The organism is Pseudazoarcus sp. NS34 (assembly GCF_059703725.1).
In genome coordinates this window covers 410,703-428,236 of the sequence record NZ_BAAKIZ010000001.1, presented here as the reverse complement: position 1 = coordinate 428,236, position 17,534 = coordinate 410,703, and the positions used below count along the sequence as shown (strand labels likewise).

Annotated in this window: 15 protein-coding genes; 2 read left to right on the top strand and 13 right to left on the bottom strand. The window is 66.7% G+C overall.

The genetic code is table 11. The features are described 5' to 3' along the window. Positions 1-41 precede the first annotated feature (41 nt). Both msbA and AC6H0N_RS02115 read left to right on the top strand, forming a co-directional pair. On the top strand, positions 42-1,874 hold the full coding sequence (msbA, locus tag AC6H0N_RS02120) for a lipid A export permease/ATP-binding protein MsbA (protein WP_497572398.1): 1,833 nt from the start codon (positions 42-44) through the stop codon (positions 1,872-1,874). A gap of 111 nt (positions 1,875-1,985) precedes the next feature. After that, positions 1,986-2,906, top strand: a complete 921-nt coding sequence (locus AC6H0N_RS02115; protein ID WP_497572397.1) for a glycosyltransferase family 2 protein — start codon at positions 1,986-1,988, stop codon at positions 2,904-2,906. 9 nt (positions 2,907-2,915) lie between these two features. On the opposite strand, the gene AC6H0N_RS02110 is transcribed toward AC6H0N_RS02115, so the two are convergent. The 13 genes from AC6H0N_RS02110 to AC6H0N_RS02050 all read right to left on the bottom strand — a co-directional run bounded on the left by AC6H0N_RS02110 (position 2,916) and on the right by AC6H0N_RS02050 (position 17,513). After that, positions 2,916-4,403: a hypothetical protein gene (locus AC6H0N_RS02110; RefSeq protein WP_497572396.1), complete on the bottom strand. Its 1,488-nt coding sequence runs from the start codon at positions 4,401-4,403 to the stop codon at positions 2,916-2,918. Beyond that, positions 4,400-6,310: a polysaccharide biosynthesis protein gene (locus AC6H0N_RS02105; protein WP_497572395.1), complete on the bottom strand. Its 1,911-nt coding sequence runs from the start codon at positions 6,308-6,310 to the stop codon at positions 4,400-4,402. The genes AC6H0N_RS02110 and AC6H0N_RS02105 overlap by 4 nt, the downstream gene beginning before the upstream one ends. A gap of 76 nt (positions 6,311-6,386) precedes the next feature. After that, positions 6,387-7,397 (bottom strand): MraY family glycosyltransferase, encoded by a 1,011-nt coding sequence (locus AC6H0N_RS02100; RefSeq protein ID WP_497572394.1) that lies wholly within the window; start codon positions 7,395-7,397, stop codon positions 6,387-6,389. A gap of 31 nt (positions 7,398-7,428) precedes the next feature. Continuing rightward, on the bottom strand, positions 7,429-8,859 hold the full coding sequence (locus AC6H0N_RS02095; protein ID WP_497572393.1) for a lipopolysaccharide kinase InaA family protein: 1,431 nt from the start codon (positions 8,857-8,859) through the stop codon (positions 7,429-7,431). After that, positions 8,856-9,605: a lipopolysaccharide kinase InaA family protein gene (locus tag AC6H0N_RS02090; RefSeq protein ID WP_497572392.1), complete on the bottom strand. Its 750-nt coding sequence runs from the start codon at positions 9,603-9,605 to the stop codon at positions 8,856-8,858. Before AC6H0N_RS02090 ends, AC6H0N_RS02095 begins: the two co-directional genes overlap by 4 nt. Further along, positions 9,602-10,420 carry a lipopolysaccharide core heptose(I) kinase RfaP gene (rfaP, locus tag AC6H0N_RS02085; RefSeq protein WP_497572391.1) on the bottom strand — a complete coding sequence of 273 codons (819 nt, stop codon included), beginning with the start codon at positions 10,418-10,420 and terminating at the stop codon, positions 9,602-9,604. Before rfaP ends, AC6H0N_RS02090 begins: the two co-directional genes overlap by 4 nt. Beyond that, on the bottom strand, positions 10,417-11,544 hold the full coding sequence (locus tag AC6H0N_RS02080; protein ID WP_497572390.1) for a glycosyltransferase family 4 protein: 1,128 nt from the start codon (positions 11,542-11,544) through the stop codon (positions 10,417-10,419). The genes rfaP and AC6H0N_RS02080 overlap by 4 nt, the downstream gene beginning before the upstream one ends. Beyond that, positions 11,541-12,626: a lipopolysaccharide heptosyltransferase I gene (waaC, locus tag AC6H0N_RS02075; RefSeq protein WP_497572389.1), complete on the bottom strand. Its 1,086-nt coding sequence runs from the start codon at positions 12,624-12,626 to the stop codon at positions 11,541-11,543. The genes AC6H0N_RS02080 and waaC overlap by 4 nt, the downstream gene beginning before the upstream one ends. Then, positions 12,626-13,708 carry a lipopolysaccharide heptosyltransferase II gene (gene waaF, locus AC6H0N_RS02070; protein WP_497572388.1) on the bottom strand — a complete coding sequence of 361 codons (1,083 nt, stop codon included), beginning with the start codon at positions 13,706-13,708 and terminating at the stop codon, positions 12,626-12,628. The genes waaC and waaF overlap by 1 nt, the downstream gene beginning before the upstream one ends. Further along, positions 13,705-14,655 (bottom strand): ADP-glyceromanno-heptose 6-epimerase, encoded by a 951-nt coding sequence (gene rfaD, locus AC6H0N_RS02065; protein ID WP_497572387.1) that lies wholly within the window; start codon positions 14,653-14,655, stop codon positions 13,705-13,707. The genes waaF and rfaD overlap by 4 nt, the downstream gene beginning before the upstream one ends. Continuing rightward, on the bottom strand, positions 14,652-15,617 hold the full coding sequence (gene rfaE1, locus AC6H0N_RS02060; RefSeq protein WP_497572386.1) for a D-glycero-beta-D-manno-heptose-7-phosphate kinase: 966 nt from the start codon (positions 15,615-15,617) through the stop codon (positions 14,652-14,654). The genes rfaD and rfaE1 overlap by 4 nt, the downstream gene beginning before the upstream one ends. An 81-nt stretch (positions 15,618-15,698) precedes the next feature. After that, a complete protein-coding gene (locus AC6H0N_RS02055; protein ID WP_497572385.1) occupies positions 15,699-16,427 on the bottom strand; it encodes a diguanylate cyclase domain-containing protein in 729 nt (242 codons plus the stop codon). A gap of 66 nt (positions 16,428-16,493) precedes the next feature. Beyond that, positions 16,494-17,513: a nicotinate-nucleotide--dimethylbenzimidazole phosphoribosyltransferase gene (locus tag AC6H0N_RS02050; protein ID WP_497572384.1), complete on the bottom strand. Its 1,020-nt coding sequence runs from the start codon at positions 17,511-17,513 to the stop codon at positions 16,494-16,496. Positions 17,514-17,534: the final 21 nt, after the last annotated feature.

The window sequence follows — 17,534 nt, the reverse complement described above, 5'->3', positions numbered from 1 at the left end:
GCCCGCGCGCGACGGAGGTCCGTGTTAACATCCGGCGCACGATGAAATCCCTCAACGCGCCCAAGGCGCGCTCCGAATCTCCCCCGAACGCATCCTCCCTCAGGATCTACCTGCGGCTGCTTGGCTACGTGAAGCCCTTCATTGGGTGGTTCGCGCTGAGCTTGTTTGGTTTCCTGATCTTCGCTTCGTCGCAGCCCATGATGGCGGCGGTGCTGAAGTTCTTCGTGGACGGCCTGATGGACCCGGATGCCGCGGTGATGCCCGGCATTCCGCTGTTCTCCGGCATGCAGTTCCTGCATGCCGTGCCGCTGTTCCTGGTATTCATCGCGCTGTGGCAGGGCGTCGGTTCCTTTCTTGGTAGCTACTACATCGCGCGGGTCTCGCTGGGGCTGGTCGATTCATTGCGTCGTACGCTGTTCGACAACCTGCTGCGCTTGCCCAACGGGTATTTCGACCAGCACAACTCCGGCCACCTGATCTCGCGCATCACCTACAACGTGACGATGGTCACCGGTGCAGCCACCGACGCCATCAAGACGGTTGTTCGTGAAGGGCTGTCGGTGATTTTTCTGTTCGGCTTCCTGCTCTGGATGAACTGGAAGCTGACCCTTGTGATGGTGGCCATCCTGCCGCTGATCGGCGTCATGGTGACCAGCGCCAGCCGCAAGTTCCGCAAGCAGAGCCGCAAGATTCAGGAAGCCATGGGTGACGTTACGCATGTCGCCTCCGAAACGATTCAGGGCTACCGCGTGGTGCGCAGCTTCGGTGGCGAGGACTATGAGTCCGCGCGTTTCCGCGATGCCAGTGCCGACAACATGAAGAAGCAGCTGAAGATGGTGAAGCTCGGCGCCACCTTCACCCCTTCTTTGCAGTTCGTGACCTATAGCGCGATGGCGGTGCTGCTGTTTCTCGTGCTGCTGCTGCGCGGCGACTCATCGGCTGGCGATCTGGTCGCTTACATCACCGCGGCCGGCCTGCTGCCAAAGCCGATCCGTCAGCTGTCGGAAGTCAGCGCCACGATCCAGAAAGGGTTGGCCGGCGCCGAGAGTATCTTCGAGCAGCTCGACGAGCCGGTGGAGCCCGATACCGGCACGGTCGAGCGCGAGCGCGTCGAGGGTCGCGTCGAGGTACGCAAGCTGAGTTTCCGCTATCCAGGCCACGATACGCAGGTGCTCGACGATGTCAGCTTCACCATCGAGCCGGGCCAGATGGTCGCACTGGTCGGGCGTTCGGGCAGTGGCAAGACCACGCTGGCGAGCCTCATCCCGCGCTTCTATCACCACGATCAGGGCGAGATTCTGCTCGATGGCGTGGATGTGGAGGACTACACCTTGCAGAATCTGCGCCGTCACATCGCGCTGGTAACGCAACACGTCACCCTGTTCAACGACACCGTGACCAACAACATCGCTTACGGTGATCTCGATGACGAGCCGCGTGAAGCGGTCGAGCATGCCGCCGAAATGGCCTATGCGCGTGAATTCATCGACCGGCTGCCGCAGGGTTTCGATACGCTGGTTGGCGAGAACGGCGTCTTGCTCTCCGGCGGACAGCGTCAGCGTTTGGCCATTGCGCGCGCCATGCTCAAGGACGCTCCGGTGCTGATTCTCGACGAGGCGACTTCCGCGCTGGATACCGAGTCCGAGCGCCATATTCAGGCTGCGCTGGATCAGGTCATGCGCGGCCGCAGCACGCTGGTGATCGCGCACCGTCTATCGACCATCGAGAAGGCTGACCAGATCCTGGTGATGGACCAGGGGCGCATCGTTGAGCGCGGTACGCATGCCGAGCTGCTGGAGCGCGACGGCCACTACGCGCGGCTGCATGCGGTGCAGTTCCGCGAAGATGGGGAAGGCGGGCTGAGGGCGCAGTGATGGCGATGTGTCTTCGTGTAAAAATCGACATCCTACTGCGCAGCCCGTTTAGGCTCGGCTGAGCCGGACGCCCGTCCGCACCCCCGTTCACCTTCATTCAGCCGCCCTTAGATGCCGACAGACGTCCTGGTCCCCGAGCCACTCTTCAGCGTAGTCATTGCGACGTACAACTACGGGCGCTTCGTGCCCAGAGCGATTGATTCCGTGCTCGGCCAGACCCTGGACGACTACGAGATTGTCGTCGTCGATGACGGCTCGACTGACGATACGCCTGAGCGCTTGCGCGCCTATGCTGGACGCATCACCAGCATTCGCCGGGAGAACGGCGGGCAGGCAAGTGCCTATAACGATGGAATCGCACGCGCACGTGGGCGCTTCGTCTGCATCCTCGACGCCGATGACGAGTTGTTGCCCGGTGCGCTGGAAGCATTCGCACGTCACATCGACGCCGCCGGGCCTGAAGCTGAGTCGTGCATTTTTTATGGCGGATATGTGTCGGTCGGCCAGGATGACAGCGAACGGCGTCGCTTGGCGGTCGCTGCGCCGGCGGATGCCGAAGCGCGTCTGCGCTTGTTCCTGCTGCGCAAGCTGACCGGCCTGCAGCACTGCAGCAGCGTCATTCCGCGCGAGCTGCTGCAGCGTTTCCGCTACCCCGATGGGCTGCGCAACAACACCGATATCGTGATGATCGGAAAGGTCATCGCCCAGCACTGCGCGATCGCCATCGATGACCTCGTGTGCCGCATCCATGATCATGCTGCGCGCGTGCGCGAGCAGGCCGACAAGGTGCTCGCAACGGGCCTCAGGCCGGTCGACCTGCTGTTCGATGCGCAGCACATGCCGGAAGCCTTGCGGCACCTCGAACCCTTGTACCGCGCCGAGCGCTTGCGTTCGATTGCCGGCGTGCTGTTCAAGAGCGGGCGCTACCGCGAAAGTCGCCAGTACTACGCCGCAGCCTTCCACAGCCGCGCCGGCAGCGTACTCGACGCCAACACCCTCAAGCGCGTGGTTCTCACCTTCGTGCGCGGCTGACGGGGGCGTTTAGCCTCCCGTGCGGCGGTAGATACGGATCGCGCGGCCCCGCCGGTCCGGAAACTCCTTCATCAGCGTCAGTCCCTGCGAGGCGGCCCATTGCTGCTCGGCCACGTCGTCGGCTTTGCCGGACAACACCAGATGGTCCACGCGCCCTCGCGCAGCGGCCGCCCGGTCGCGATCGGCCAGGCCGGCGTTGGGTCGCTGGCTATAACCCATGCCGGCCAGGTAGGCCACGGTCGGCTGTTCAAAGTAGATCCGCTCGGCCGGCAGGGCCTGCGCGCGAATCCACTGAGCGCTGTCGGTGTAACGCGTCTTCGGAGGGCTGAGCGATACGACGTGGGAAATGGCGAACAGCGCGATGAGCGTGATGATGATCCGGCGCGTCCACCTACCTCGCGCCATCAGCGCGTGCAGGCCCAGCGCGGCGATCGGTAAGCTCAGCAAGCTCAGCAGGGCAACGTAGCGCGATGTCAGGAAGAAGCTGTTGAACAGAAAGACCAGCAGCACCAACGCATACAGCGCGAAGGCCCACGCAAAAAGCGCGGTCTGGCGCAGCAGCGCACGGGGCGGCTCGACGCGCAGGGTGTAGGCCACAGGAATGCAGAACAGGCCGAGATTGCCGATGAACTTCATCGGCAGGATCGACAGCAGCCCGAAGAACAGGATGGTGCCTGCCTCGTCCGCCGAATACTTGTTGAGCGTCGAACCCGCGAGGGCTTCGGCTCCCGCGCGAAGGTCCTGCAGGATGTGGGCGGGGTTGGCCGAAGCAATCTGTACTGCCAGGCGGCTGCCCGGCGCCAGTTCGCCCGCCACCCACAGCGCGATCAGCCCCGCTGCGCCCGCTGCCAGGCCTGCTGAAGACACTATTACGCGCATTGCCACGCGGCTTCCGCGGACGCGGGTCAACTCGAACAATGGCAGTGCGAGCAGGAAGATCAGGCATTCCGGTCGGAACAGCGCCGCCACGCAGATGGCTGCTTGCGCGCCGATCAGCGGCAGCAACGAGCTGCTGCGCGCCGCTCGCAAGACCAGCCAGAGCCCCAGCAGCACAAAGCACCATGCCCCCGGCTCGCGCATGATGTAGTCGCGGTAGGCATTGAGCGAGGGCAAGGCGATGGCGATGGCGAAAGCAGCCCAGCCCGCTTGCGGAAAGTGTTCCCGCGCGCACAGCACGACCATTGCGCAGGTGCCGGCCAGCAGCAGCGAGGACAGCACGTGGGCCGCTGCCTGGGCCTCCAGACCGCTCAACGAAGACAGCGTGGCGATCAGCACCGGCAGAGCCAGCCAATCGAAGATCGAGCGCGCGGCGGCCAGCCCGTCTTGCTGGAAGGCCACCGCAGCCTCGACGTACAGCATGCCGTCGTTGTTCGGTGCGACGCTGCCCGAGATTGCAATCACAGAAAGCAGCAGGCTGGCGCAGAACGCCATCCATGCCGGGTCCAGCCTGCTGGCCAGTGCGCGAAGACGAGTCGGGAGAGGTTTGTGTTCGTTCATGCGGTCTGGGCCGTCGCCGGAGTGTATTCGGGCACGAGCGCACGCAAGGCCTCGCGGACCTGTGCGGCGTCGCCGTTGAGGGCTGTCGCGGCGACTTCATCGAGCGCAATTTCGAGCTGCGCGAGTTGCGGGTGAGCTTCGTGCGCACGCAGGATGCGCGGGTGAGCGGTGGCTTCGGTGTCGTTGCCCAGCAGTAATTCCTCGAATAGCTTTTCGCCGGGGCGCAGGCCGGTATAGGTGATCTCGATGTCGCCGTCCGGATGCGCCGTGTCGCGCACGATCAGGCCGGACAGTTCGATCATGCGGCGGGCCAGGTCGGTGATGCGCACCGGCGTACCCATGTCGAGCACGAAGACGTCGCCACCGCGCGCCATCGCGCCGGCCTGGATCACCAGCTGGGCGGCTTCGTCGATGGTCATGAAATAGCGGGTTACGTCCGGGTGCGTGACGGTGACCGGGCCGCCGCCGTGAATCTGCCGACGGAACAGCGGAACAACCGAGCCGGATGAGTCGAGTACGTTGCCGAAACGCACCATGCTGAAGCGGGTGGAGGACTGCCCCTGGGCCAAGGCGTCGGCGGTGAACGCTTGCAGGATCATCTCGGCCAGCCGCTTGGACGCGCCCATCACGCTGCTCGGGCGGACGGCCTTATCGCTGCTGATCAGCACGAAGTCGGCAACACCATGGCGCATCGCGCTGCGCGCCAGCACCTGAGTGCCCAGGGCGTTGTTGCGCACTCCCTCGCCCGGGTTGTTCTCGACCAGCGGCACGTGTTTGTAGGCCGCGGCGTGGTAGATCGTGTCCGGTTGCCACGCCGCCAGCACTTCGTTGATGCGCATGGCGTCTGCGACATCGGCGAGCACCGGCACCAGCCTGGCGTGGCCGGCGAGTGCCGACAACGATTGCTCGACGCTGTACAGCGCGAACTCGGAGCGTTCGAGCAGTACCAGCGTGTGCGGCTCTGCGGCGAGAATCTGGCGGCACAGCTCGCTGCCGATCGATCCGCCGGCGCCGGTTACCAGCACCACCTTGGCGCGCGTATTGCGCTCCATCAGGGCCGGGTCAGGCGCGACCGGGTCGCGGCCGAGCAGATCCGCCACATCCGGTTCGCGCAGATCGCTGACGTGCACGCTGCCGTGCATGAGCTGATCCAGCGACGGCAGGGTGCGCACCGAGACCTGCGCGGCCAGCATGGCGTCGAGAATCTCGTTGCGCCGCTTGCGACTGATCGAGGGCAATGCCAGCAGGACGTCGCTGATCTCAAGTTTGCGCACCCGTGCCGCCAGTTCCTCCGGGCCATGGATGGGTTGGCCGTTGAGTACCTGGCCGTGCAGTCGCGGGTCGTCGTCGATGAACCCCAGCAACTGCATGTCGCGGTCGCTGGACAGCGCAGCGGCCAGTTGCCGGCCGGCCGAGCCTGCGCCGTAGATCAGCACCCGGCGGGCGGGCGCTGCGCGCAAGCGTGCGTGATACATGCCGCCGAGCCAGGCATAGGCAAGGCTGCGCGAGGCCGCGACGGCCAGGATCAGCAGTACAGGCTGGAGCACGCCGATCGAGCGAGGGATGCCGGGCACGCCGATGGCCGTAAACGTCGCGGCGTAGAGCAGTGCATAGACCGCACCGGCACGCAGCACCGTGAGCAGTGAGGCCGGGCCGGAATGGCGGAAGATTGCGCGATACAGGCCGAACACGATGAACACCGGCAGCGCCAGCGCCACCGAGCACAGGGCGGCGACAAGCGGGCGGAAGGCCGAGTGATCCGATAGTGCGATCCACTGGTCGAGTCGCAGATAGAACGCCAGCCAGACGGTGAGCACGCACAGGCTTGCGTCAACGGCCAGCACGATGATGCGTTTGAGCGCGCGGGGCAGGGTCAGTGTGCGTTCGGCGAGTTGTTGAAGGGCCATGAGTCAGTTGAGGAAGATTGGATGTCGCGAGAGTGTCGGTTGTCGATGTGCTGGCGCTTGCGGCTAGGCGCGGTGACTACGCTGCGCCGGCGTCAAAGCGCCTTGCCAGCAGCAACAGCGGAGCATAGGCGATGAGCAGCGCAACGCCACCGTCAAGCTTCGCCATCGCGACCAACAGTGCCAGTGGCAGCAGCCACAGCAGGTTGATCGCCGCCACGCCGGCGGTCACCGGAAGATGCGCCCCGAAGTGGCGCGCAGCGCGCTGATAGGCATGCGTTCGGTGCGCCTCGTGCACCGCCTCGCCGCGCAACAGGCGCCGCAGGAGTGTGCAACTGGCGTCTGTCACGAATACCCCGAGCAGGATCAGCCAGGCCCACAGCAACTGAGGGTCGAAGTGTGCCGCGTACAGCGACAGACCGCCCGCCACGATACCGATAAAGCCGCTGCCGACATCGCCCATGAAGATGCGTGCAGGGGGCAGATTCCAGGCCAGGAAACCGGCGGCAGCGGCGGCCAGGCACAGGGCCGCGATTGCAGCGCCAGGCTGGCCAGCGAGCAGGAGCAGCGCCGAGCCGCCAACGCCAATGCACACCGCTTCGACCCCGGCCAAGCCGTCGATACCGTCCATGAAGTTGTACAGGTTGAGCAGCCACACCAGATACAGCGTGAAGACAGCGGTGCTGATCAGCCCGGGCCCAAGTTCAAAGCCGAACAGGTCCACGGGCGGCGCGCCGTCAAGCCAGTACAGGGCCCAGGCGGCCGCCGCAAAATGCACCAGCAGACGCCAGCGCGCCGCAACGGGACGATGGTCGTCGGCGAAACCGATCAACGCAACCATCAGGCCGGCGCCGGCAAGCGCGACGAATGCGGCCGGCTCAAGCAAGTCCATGCCGTTCAGTACGCTCAGCGCAGCGACAAGGCTGGCGACCATCGCGACGCCGCCTCCGCGCGGCGTGGGCTGCGTATGGGAACTGCGCTCCCCCGGCATATCGAGCAGGCGGCGCGCCAAGGCATAGCGGCGCACCAGCCCGGTCAGCCCGAGCGCGGCCAGCAGCGTAGCGAGCGGAAGCCACAACAGCGTGCTCATGATTGGCCGGGCGTCCGGAACATGCACGCCCTCATTGCGCGGCGGGCGGCAGGTTGGCATCGAGCCAGCGCACGAGCGTGCTGTCCAGCGGCCAGTTGCGCAGCAACCGGGCCCGGTCGCGTGCCCACCCGCGGTTGAATGCCTCTGACGTGCGGTAGGCGGTCGTGGAATCCAGGTCGATCAGACTCAGGCGCCCGGCGTGCCACAACAGGTTGGTGGCCTTCAGGTCACCGTGCTGGATGCGTTCGCGCACCAGCGTCCCGAAGGTCGCGCGCAACGCCATCGCCAGATCGTCATCGGGCAGCTGATCCGCCTCCAGCACATGGTTCAGTTCAACACCGGGATTCCACTCCGTCACCAGCCAGGCCCTGCGCCGCAGCGGGCCGAAGCGCTCCTCGATCATGGCCAGAGCACGCGGCGTATCGATGCCGAAAAAGCGCAGCCGGATGGCTGCCAGCCACGATTGCCATGCCCGGCTCGGCCGCAACATGCGCGACAGGCCGTGCGTCGTTCCCTTGATGTTGTAGCGTTTGATGACCAGGTGGCGCTCACCGAGCTGCACTCGGGCAACCGTAACCGTCCGCCCGTCCTTGAGCAGCGCTCCGCGCTCCATTACACCGTCCAGATCAGCCAGCAGCGGTGACAGCGCAGCCGCCTCAGTGCGCACCACGGACGAAAACCGGGTGAAGCGCCGGGTCACGGAAAACAGCGTGCAGTCGCGCAGACCCTTGTCGAGCAGATCGTCGAGACGGCGTTGCCGTACGTCTTCGATTTGTGCCGTGAGTTGCACGACGCTGGGGAGGGCGCCGCCGCCACTCACATAGGGGCGCAGCAACTCGTCCACACAGCCATCCCACGCCGGCGGCAGCTGCGCCAGCAGGATGGCCAGATTGGCGCTTGCCAGCTCGGGGGCCAGCGGCGCGCTGTGGCGTTCGACCGTGTCGCCGTCGATGACCCAGGTGCGCCCCGCCTCGAACAGGAAGTTGCCGTAATGCAGATCGCTCTGCGTCAGGCCGCTGGCGTGCATGCGGCCGATCTGCGTGAAGATGGGGGCCAGCAGTGCAAGGCTGGCGGCGTCACCAGGCGGGCGCGCGGCAGTTTGCCAGAGGTCGGCGAGGCTGGTGGCGTCGGGCAGGAAGCGCGTCAGCAGCGCTTGGCCGGCGCTGGCGAGCGCGCCGCTCCAGAGCAGGGAGGGTGTGTCGATGCCGGCGGCGGCCAGGGCTTCAATGCCCTCGCGCTCGCGTTGCGCATGACGTTCCGCCGCGTCGGCGATGAACACTTTGGCGAGCACGCGCTCACCGTCGAGTACGGCTTCTGCCACAACGCGTTTGCCGGGCAGCACGCGCAAGGCGCGCTGCAACTCGAGCTCGCGCCCGTCGGCGAGCCGCAAGCGGCATGGCAGGGCCGGGTCGCGGCCTGCGGCGCGCAGCGTGGCGGCGTCGACCAAGGCGACGGTGCTCATTCGCGGCCCTCGAAGAAGCGCAGGATGTGACGGATGCGCTTGCGGTCGGCTGCGTTGAGCAGCGGCCGGCCGGTGTAATGGTGATAGAAGCGCAGCCGCTGGGTGCGCGTGAGCTGGTACTTGGCGACCTTGTCGAGGCAGGCCAGGTCCTTGACGATGCGATAGCCAAGAAACGGTTCGATCCAGCGCATGCCGCTCGGGCAGTCGATCAGATATACGGTGGGGGTTTCGCCCGAGGTCACCAGCAGGTTGCGCCACTTCAGGTCGTTATGCGTGAAGTGGTGGTCGTGCATGGTGCGCGTGATGTCGGCGATCTGGCGGGACACGGCATCTACCCACGCCGCATCGCGCAGCCTCGAATCCCGGTTGTTTGCCAGACGTGCCATGTCCATGGTGTCGCGAATTTCTTCGGTGATCAGGGCGCCGCGCACGAAACCGGCGTTGCGGCGCTCCAGACCATAGCCGACCAGCTTTGCCGTGGGAATGCCCCAGGCTGCGAAGGCGCGCAGGTTCTTCCATTCCAGTCGTACGCGCGGTCGCGCGAACCAGCGCCGCAGGGGGTTCTTTCCGGCACCGGTATAGCGCTTGATGTAGTAGCGGGTGCCAGCCACCTCGACGCGCGTGACGTCCGACAGCGGGTCGGAGGTGATGTGTTCGCCGTGCAACGCAAACACCGCATCGAGGCCCGGAAAGGCCTGTGCTGCCGGGGTGTCGGCGTAGGCGGCGGTGACCGTCCAGGTTCTCACTGGCCTGCCCCCGGCGCGAACTTGCGCTCCCAGCGCTCCATCAGGCGCTCGCCCTCACGCTGCAGGAAGCTCAGTGTGCTCGCCTCGTCGCGCGCGACCTGACGCAGCGGCTTGCCGAAATAGGCGCGCGCGAAGCGAAGGCGATCGCGGTTCGTGAGCCCGGCTTCGAGCGAGGCGAAGTACAGTGCCGCCAGATCCTTGTCGCGCCAGCGACGCGGCGTGGCCGCGCGGAGCTGGGCGCGGTGCAGGTCGATCAGCGAAAGGCGGAAATCGTCCGGTGTCGGCGCCGGGCCCAGATGCAGCAGGAAATGCACGAGGTAGAAATCCCGGTGGTTCACGCCGCCGGCGTGCATGCGGTGCGCCATGTCGGCGACACGCTCGATTACGGCGCGTCGCCAGCGTGGGTTGGGTGGGTTGTCGCGCCAGCTGCGGCAGTGCTCATCGAGCGCAATGGTCGGCGCCAGCGCCTCGGTGATGATGAAAGAGCGGCGCGTGGCCGGGTTGGCGCCGCGCTGGCCGAAGGCCACCGGCGTCATGGTGGCTACACCAAGCTCTTCCAGCCGGCGGATGGCCGAATATTCGTTTTCGGCGCCGAGCACCGGAATGCGTCCGCGTACGAGATTTTCGACGATCTCGAACCAGCCCACGCCCCGGTGCAGCTTGGCGAAATAGGCGCGGCCCTCGACCTCGAAGCGCAGTGTGCGGCGGGCTTCCAGTTCGCGAAAGGTCTCGCCCTGCAGGGCCTCGACGGCCTCGAAGGGGTCGCGATCCGCCCACAGGCGGTCGAAGGGCGGGGCGAGCCACAGCCAGTTCATGAGCGCCCCTCGTCGTCGAGGATGATGTCGGCCGCGCGCTCGGGCAGGCTGTAAATGTCGGCCGTGTCGGCCCACGCCAGCGCGCTGTGTGCCATTTCAGCGCGCGCGGCGTCGTTTGTGAGCAGGTCGGCCAGCGCGGCGTTCAGCGTCTCCTGCCGGAAAGGCTCGCTCAGCACGCGGCCGGCGCCGGCTTCCTCGACGTAGCGCGCGTAACCGCACACCGCAGTGGTCAGCACCGGCAGGCCGGCAACCACCGCTTCGAGCAGCACGGTGCCGGTGTTCTCTGCGTAGGCCGGGTGGATCAGCAGGTCGGCGCCGAGCAGGAAGCGCGGGACGTCGTTGCGCCCCGGCAGGATGGTGACGTTCTCTTCGATGCGCGCAGCCTTGGCCTGGATACGGAAGGGGCGCGGGTCATCCTGGCCGATGACGATGAAGCGCGTGCGTGCGCGCAACTCGTCCGACAGCGCTGCGAGTGCGGTGAGGCTGCGGTCCAGCCCTTTGGTGCGAAAGCCCGAGCCGATCTGCACGATCAGGCGCTGATGCTCGGCGATGCCGAATTCGCGGCGGAACTCCGCGCGGATTTCTGCGGCGTTGGCCGGCGCACGGCGATCCTGCGCGATGCCCGGCGGCAGCAGGTGGAAGCGCGACTTCGGCGTGCCGTAGTGTTTCTCGAACAATGGCTGCTGCACGGTCGAGATCATCAGGATTTCGGTGTGCGACTCAGGCGCGAACACCGCGCGCTCGTAGGCTGAAAAATGCCGGAAGCGGCCAGACAGTCGGTACAGCCAGCCGCGCCGCTCGGCGGCCTTCTCGGCGTAGCACGGGTCGGCGGCGTAATACACGTCCAGCCCCGGCATCTTGTTGAAGCCCACCACGCGGTCGACGGGCCGCGCCTGCAGTTCGAGCTGAAGCAGATCGCTGAACATGCGATAGCGCGCCGGGTTGGTCATCCCGCGCGCCGGCACGATGTTGATTTCCAGGTTTTCCGGCCGCTCGCCTTCCCATTCCAGTGTGTAGACGCGCACGGTGTGGCCGCGCGCCACGCAGGCCTGTGCGATGCGCAGGAAGTCGCGCTGCAGCCCGCCGAAGGGGAAGTACTTGTAGAGGCAGAAGGCGAGATTCACGCGACTGCCTCCGGCGCTGGGCGCCCGGTGTGCGCCACCAATACGTTCAACTCGGCAAACACGCGGTCGGGATGGAGACGTGTGAAGCACAGCGGCGTCTCGCGCGCGAGGTCGAAGCGCGCGGCTTCCTCTTCCGTCGGAGTGTGCAGGCAGCGTTGCGACAGGCACGGCGCGCACGGGAAGTCAGAGGCGAGGTGATGCTGACGCGGGCCCCAGGCGCCCGTCAGCCCCGGATTGGTGGGGCCGAACAGCGATATGGTCGGCACGTCGAGCGCGGCGGCGAGGTGGCCGAGGCCGGTGTCCACCGCCACGCAGGCCGAGGCGCCGGCCAGTTCGGCTGCGATGCCGGCGAGTTTCAGGCGTGGCAGCACGGCGGCTCCGCGCAGGCCCTCGGCGATGCGCTCGGCGCGCAGGCGCTCGGCCTCGTTGCCCCATGGCAGGCGCACCTGCCAGCCGGCGGCGGTGCACTGCCGGGCGAGTTCACGCCAGTACATTTCGGGCCAGTGTTTGGTCGCCCAGGTCGTGCCATGCAGGAACACCAGCGTCGGCAGCGAAGTCGGCGACACGTCCCGCAGCACGCGGGCGTGGTCCAGGCCGTAATCGCAGGCGGCGTCGGGCACCGAGTAACCCAGCGCAAGTCCGAACAAGGCGCGCACGCGCTCGACCGCGTGCCAGCCTTTGGCGACGGTGTGTGTCGTGTCGTAGAAACGCGCGGCAAAGGGCTCGCGTACGGAGGCGCGGTCCAGCCCGTGCACCGGCGCCGTGGCATAGCGCGTGAGCACGGCGCTCTTGATCAGGCCCTGGGCGTCGATGACCAGATCGGCCGGGCTGGCCGCGATGGCCTGCTTCATGGCGCGCCACTCGCCGCTGCGCCAGGCCGTGACCGGGCTGCGGCGCCAGCGTCGCAGCGCAACGGGGATCACGTTTTCCACAGCGGGGTGCCAGGCCGGAATCTCGGCGAAGTTCTCTTCCACCACCCAGTCGAAGCGTATGCCGGGAATCGCGCGGGCCGCATCCGTGAGCGCCGGCAGCGTATGGATTACGTCGCCGAGCGAAGAGGTCTTGATGACGAGAACCCGCATCAGCGTCCCGGTTGCGCCACGCCCAGACCGGCCAGCGAGTCGAGCACGCTGGCGGGCGTGATCTCGGTGAGGCACAGCAGGTGGCCGAGCGGGCAGGTGCGCTTGAAACAGGGGGAGCAGTCCAGCGCCAGATAGCGGATGGCCACGCGCTCGGGCGCGGCCAGCGGTGGCGTGTGCTCCGGCGTGGACGAGCCGAACAGCGCGACCAGCGGTACGTCCAGCGCGGCGGCCACGTGCATCAGCCCGGAGTCGTTGCTGACGGCGGCCTCGCACATCGCCAGCAGATCGACAGCGTCGCCCAGCGTGGTTTTGCCACACAGGTTGCGTACGCCGGCGCCGGCCGCCTGGGCGATTGCGTCGGCAGCCTCGGTATCCTTGCCGGAGCCGATCACCCACACCTCGATGCCGCGTGCCACTAGCTCGCGTGCCACGGCGGCGAAATGTTCCAGCGGCCATTGTTTGGCCGGGCCGTATTCGGCGCCGGGCATGAAAGCCACGGCACGTTGCCCTTCGGCCAGGCCGAAGCTGTTGCGCAGCTTGATCTGGTTCTGTGTGTCGGCCACCAGCTGCGGACGCAGCAGCGGATCAGGCAGCGACTGGTTCCACGCGCGCCCGAGCGCGACAAAGCGCTGCACCGTCAGCGGCAGGCGGCGCTTGCTCAGCATGCGCATGTCGTTGACGAACCAGTAGCGCATTTCGCCCCGGAAGCCGGTGCGTGTCGGTATGCCGGCGAAGGCCGGGATTAGCGCCGACTTGAAGGAGTTCGGCAGCACGATGGCCTGGCTGTAGCCGATCTGGCCGAGCTCGCGGCCCAGCGCCCAGCGCTTGCTCAGCTCGAACTTGCCATGGCCGACCGGCATGATTACGCCGCGGCGTACCTCGGGCATGCGTTCGAGAATGTGCAGCGACCACTCGGGTGCCAGCACGTCGATGATGCAATTGGGCTCTGCGGCCTTGAGCTGCTTGAACAGGCTCTGCGCCATCACCATGTCTCCGACCCATGACGGGCCGACAACGAGGATGCCGCGCACCGGACCGTCCGGCGCGTCGTCTCGGTCGTCGGAGCGTTCGACCTCGCTCACAGCCCCCGACCCTTGAGCCAGTCGAGGTAACGCGGCACACCTTCCTCGACGGGCAAAAAGCGGTGGTCGCAGCCTGCAGCGCGCAATGCGCCCATATCGGCCTGGGTGAAGCTCTGATAGCGGCCTTTCAAATTCTCAGGGAACGGGATGTACTCGATTTCGCCCGAGCCATGCCAGTCAATCACAGCCTGTGCGACCTCGTTGAAAGTCTGAGCCCGTCCGGTGCCGAGGTTGAAGATGCCCGAAACCTGCGGGTTGTCGAACAGCCACAGGTTCACGGCGACGACGTCGTCCACATGGATGAAGTCGCGCTGCTGGCCGCCCGAGGAATAGCCCTCAATGCCGTCGAACAGGCGTGCCCGGCCGTTCTCGCGGATCTGGTTGTAGAAGTGATAGGCCACGCTGGCCATGGAGCCCTTGTGCTGTTCGCGCGGGCCATACACGTTGAAGTAGCGCAGCCCGACGACCTGACCTTCCAGGCGGTGCTGCATGCGGCGCAGGTGGCAGTCGAACTGGAACTTCGAGTAGGCGTACATGTTGAGCGGCTGCTCGAACTCGCGCGCTTCGCGGAAGTTGGGGCCCATGCCGTACACCGAAGCCGACGAGGCGTAGATCAGCGGCACGCGGGTCGGCGCGCACCAGTCGAGCAGGGCCTTGGTGTAGTCGTAGTTCACGCCCATCACGAAGCGGCCGTCCCACTCGGTGGTGGAGGAACAGGCGCCTTCGTGGAAGATCGCTTCGACCGCGCCGAAATCCTGACCGCCACGGATGCGGGCGATGAAATCGTCCTTGTCCATGTAGTCGGCGATGTCGGCGTCGTTGAGGTTGAGGCACTTGCGGCCGTCGGACAGATCGTCGACGACCAGGATGTCGTCGATGCCACGGGCGTTGAGGCCCTGCACGATGTTGCTGCCGATGAAGCCGGCGCCGCCGGTAACGATGATCATGCTGATTCTCCGGAGGGTGCGTTTTCGAGGCCGCGTGCGAGTTCTTCAGGGCTGACGCTGGCCGTGCCGAGCTTGCCGACGACGACGCCGGCCGCGACGTTGGCCAGCATCATCGATTCGGCCAGTGACTGCCCGCTGGCCAGCCCAAGGCCGAGCAGGGCAACCACCGTGTCGCCGGCGCCGGTTACGTCGAACACGTCGCGTGCATGTGCCGGCAGGGTCAGCGCTTCGCGGCCGCGCTGCAAAAGCGTCATGCCGCGCTCGCTGCGCGTGACCAGCACCGCTTCGAGGTCCAGCGCTTCGCGCAGCGCCTCGCCGCGCGACACCAGGGTGCCGTCATCGGCGCAATGGCCTACGACGGCTTCGAACTCGGACAGATTCGGGGTGATCACGGTGGCGCCGCAATAGCGTCCGAAGTCAGTCCCCTTGGGGTCGACGACCACCGGCACGCCTTGTTCCCGCGCAGCGCGGATCAACGAGCCGACCTGCGCCAGCGTGCCCTTGCCGTAATCGGACAACACCACCGCGCCGGCGCCGGGCAGGGCCGCCTCAAAGGCGCCTTCGACGCCGGCTGAATCGAGCACCGCGAAGCTTTCCTCGAAGTCGAGGCGGATGAGTTGCTGATGGCGGCTGATGATGCGCAGCTTGGTGATGGTCGGGTGGCTCGGCGCTTCGATGAAGCGGCACTCCACGCCGGATTCGGTCAGCCGGCTCTTCAGCAGCGCGCCGGCTTCGTCGCGCCCGATCAGGCCGACCAGTTCGGCCTGGCCGCCGAGCGAGGCGATGTTGAGCGCCACGTTGCCGGCGCCACCGGCGCGGAATTCATCCTGTTCGACCTTGACGATGGGTACGGGCGCTTCGGGCGAGATGCGGTTGGTCGAACCGTGCCAGTAGCGGTCGAGCATCACGTCGCCAACGACGATGACGCGGCCGGAGCCGAAATCGGGAAGTGGAGCGGACATTGCGTGGCGCTTGCCTGTGCAGTGGGCAGAACCGGATTATTTCACGATAAGCGCATGGCGCGGCAGATGCGCCGCCGCGCCTCAGACGCTCTTCTTCTTGGGGGCTGGCGCGTGGGCCGCTTTGTGGTTCTTGCGCGCCTGCGACAGGCCGTGTTCCGCCGCGCGCAGCAGGGCTTCGGCATCGCTGCCGTCGGTCGGATACAGCGCGCTGCTGACGCGGACTTCAAGCTGGATGCTCTGATCGTCGAGCTCGAAGGGCTCGGAGAACACGCGTATGACCGATTCCTGCGCGCGCTCGATGTCCTCGCGCTCGAACACGCCTTCCAGCGCAATCGCGAAGCGGTCGCCCTTCAGGTGTGAAACGGTGTCTTCAGCGCGCATCCCCTCGCGCAGCTTGCGTGCCACGGCAATCAGCAGGCGGTCGCCGGCCTGACGGCCAAGCCGTTCGTTGAGCGCCCCGAACTCCTTCAGGTCGAGTACCAGCAGGCCCAGCCGAGAGTTGTGGCGCTGGCCGCGCACGATGGCATGGTCGATGCGTTCGGTCAGCAACACCCGGTTGGGGATGCCGGTGAGCGGGTCGCTCAGCGACAGGTCTTTTTCGAGCCGCTCCATTGAGGCCAGACGTGCACGCAGCACGTCGACTTCACGCGATCGCTCGGTCAGCCGGGCAGCCAGATCATCCTGGGTGGCCGTGGCGGAAACGCTCTGCGGCATGATCTGCCCGTGATCGCGCTTGCGCAGGCGGGCGAGGGCGAAGCCCGCGGCAATGCCGATCAGCAGACTCAGCAGCAGGGGGAGCAAATCAGGCACGGCCACCTCGGGGTGTCATTCGGGGAGAGCAGGAAATTATACGGGAGCACTCGGTATTGCCCGAAGCTAGTGCCCACTGCCCTGGCCTGCCGGTGCTACGCCGGCGCGCTCGTGCAGGCAGGCCGCGGCGGTACGTAGCAAGGGCACGCACAGCGCCGCGCCGACGCCTTCGCCGGGCGCCAGATCGCGGTCGAGCAGCGGGGCGGCGCCCAGCGCTTCGGCAAGGTGGATTTCGCCCTCGTTGGTGGCGCGCGTGGCGTGCACGCAGTAGTGCGTGACGGCCGGGGCAATGCGCCTTGCGGCCGCCAGTGCGGCGCTGGCCACAAAGCCATCGAGGATCACCGTGACGCGTTTCTCGGCCGCGCCGAGCAAGGCGCCGACCATCATCACCAGCTCAAACCCGCCGAACTCCTTGAGTGCGTCGAACGGGTCTTCGATGCGCCCGCTGCGCGACAGCGTGCGTGCCAGCAGGGCCCGCCGCCGCGCCTGGGCATCGGTGCCCGTGTCCGGTGCGGCGGCCGCGAGCAGTTCGATGTCGATGCCGGTCATGCAGTGGGCAAGCAATGCCGCCGAGGCTTCCGCGCCGACGCCGATCGAGCTCAGGCCGAGCACATTGCCGTCCTGCGCGGCGAAGTCGTGGGCGAGGTTGCGGCCGTGTTCCAGCGCGCGCTCGAGTTGCGAGCGCCACATCGCCGGTTCCAGCGCGTAGTTGGCGGTGCCGTGTTCGATCTTGGCATTCACCAGACCATGCCGGCTGCTGAAGTCATGCCCCACGCCGGCGTCGATCACCGACAGCGCCAGCGCCATTTCGCGGCACGCCGCATTGAGCAGCGAAGTGCCCGCCAGCATGCGCTCGACGCCTTGCCAGGTGAGCTTCTGCGGAAGCGATGACGCGCCGGCTGCGATCGCGCCCTGATCGCCGGCGAAGATCGCAATCATCGGGCGTCGCACGCGCGGCTGCAGCGTCTGCTGCACCAGCCCGAGCTGCAGCGCCAGCGTGGCGATGCGGCCGGGCGGTACGCCGTCGAGGCGGGAGCTGAGGGTGTCGTACAGGCTTGCGTCGGGCGGATCGATGCGGAACTGCATGCGGGAAGCCTCCGAGGGACG

Excerpts from the sequence above, each read along its gene's own strand:
- msbA (WP_497572398.1), top strand. The coding sequence starts at position 42 with ATGAAATCCCTCAACGCGCCCAAGGCGCGCTCCGAATCTCCCCCGAAC.
- AC6H0N_RS02115 (WP_497572397.1), top strand. The coding sequence starts at position 1,986 with ATGCCGACAGACGTCCTGGTCCCCGAGCCACTCTTCAGCGTAGTCATT.
- AC6H0N_RS02110 (WP_497572396.1), bottom strand. The coding sequence starts at position 4,403 with ATGAACGAACACAAACCTCTCCCGACTCGTCTTCGCGCACTGGCCAGC.
- AC6H0N_RS02105 (WP_497572395.1), bottom strand. The coding sequence starts at position 6,310 with ATGGCCCTTCAACAACTCGCCGAACGCACACTGACCCTGCCCCGCGCG.
- AC6H0N_RS02100 (WP_497572394.1), bottom strand. The coding sequence starts at position 7,397 with ATGAGCACGCTGTTGTGGCTTCCGCTCGCTACGCTGCTGGCCGCGCTC.
- AC6H0N_RS02095 (WP_497572393.1), bottom strand. The coding sequence starts at position 8,859 with ATGAGCACCGTCGCCTTGGTCGACGCCGCCACGCTGCGCGCCGCAGGC.
- rfaP (WP_497572391.1), bottom strand. The coding sequence starts at position 10,420 with ATGAACTGGCTGTGGCTCGCCCCGCCCTTCGACCGCCTGTGGGCGGAT.
- waaC (WP_497572389.1), bottom strand. The coding sequence starts at position 12,626 with ATGCGGGTTCTCGTCATCAAGACCTCTTCGCTCGGCGACGTAATCCAT.
- rfaD (WP_497572387.1), bottom strand. The coding sequence starts at position 14,655 with ATGATCATCGTTACCGGCGGCGCCGGCTTCATCGGCAGCAACATCGTG.
- rfaE1 (WP_497572386.1), bottom strand. The coding sequence starts at position 15,617 with ATGTCCGCTCCACTTCCCGATTTCGGCTCCGGCCGCGTCATCGTCGTT.
- AC6H0N_RS02050 (WP_497572384.1), bottom strand. The coding sequence starts at position 17,513 with ATGCAGTTCCGCATCGATCCGCCCGACGCAAGCCTGTACGACACCCTC.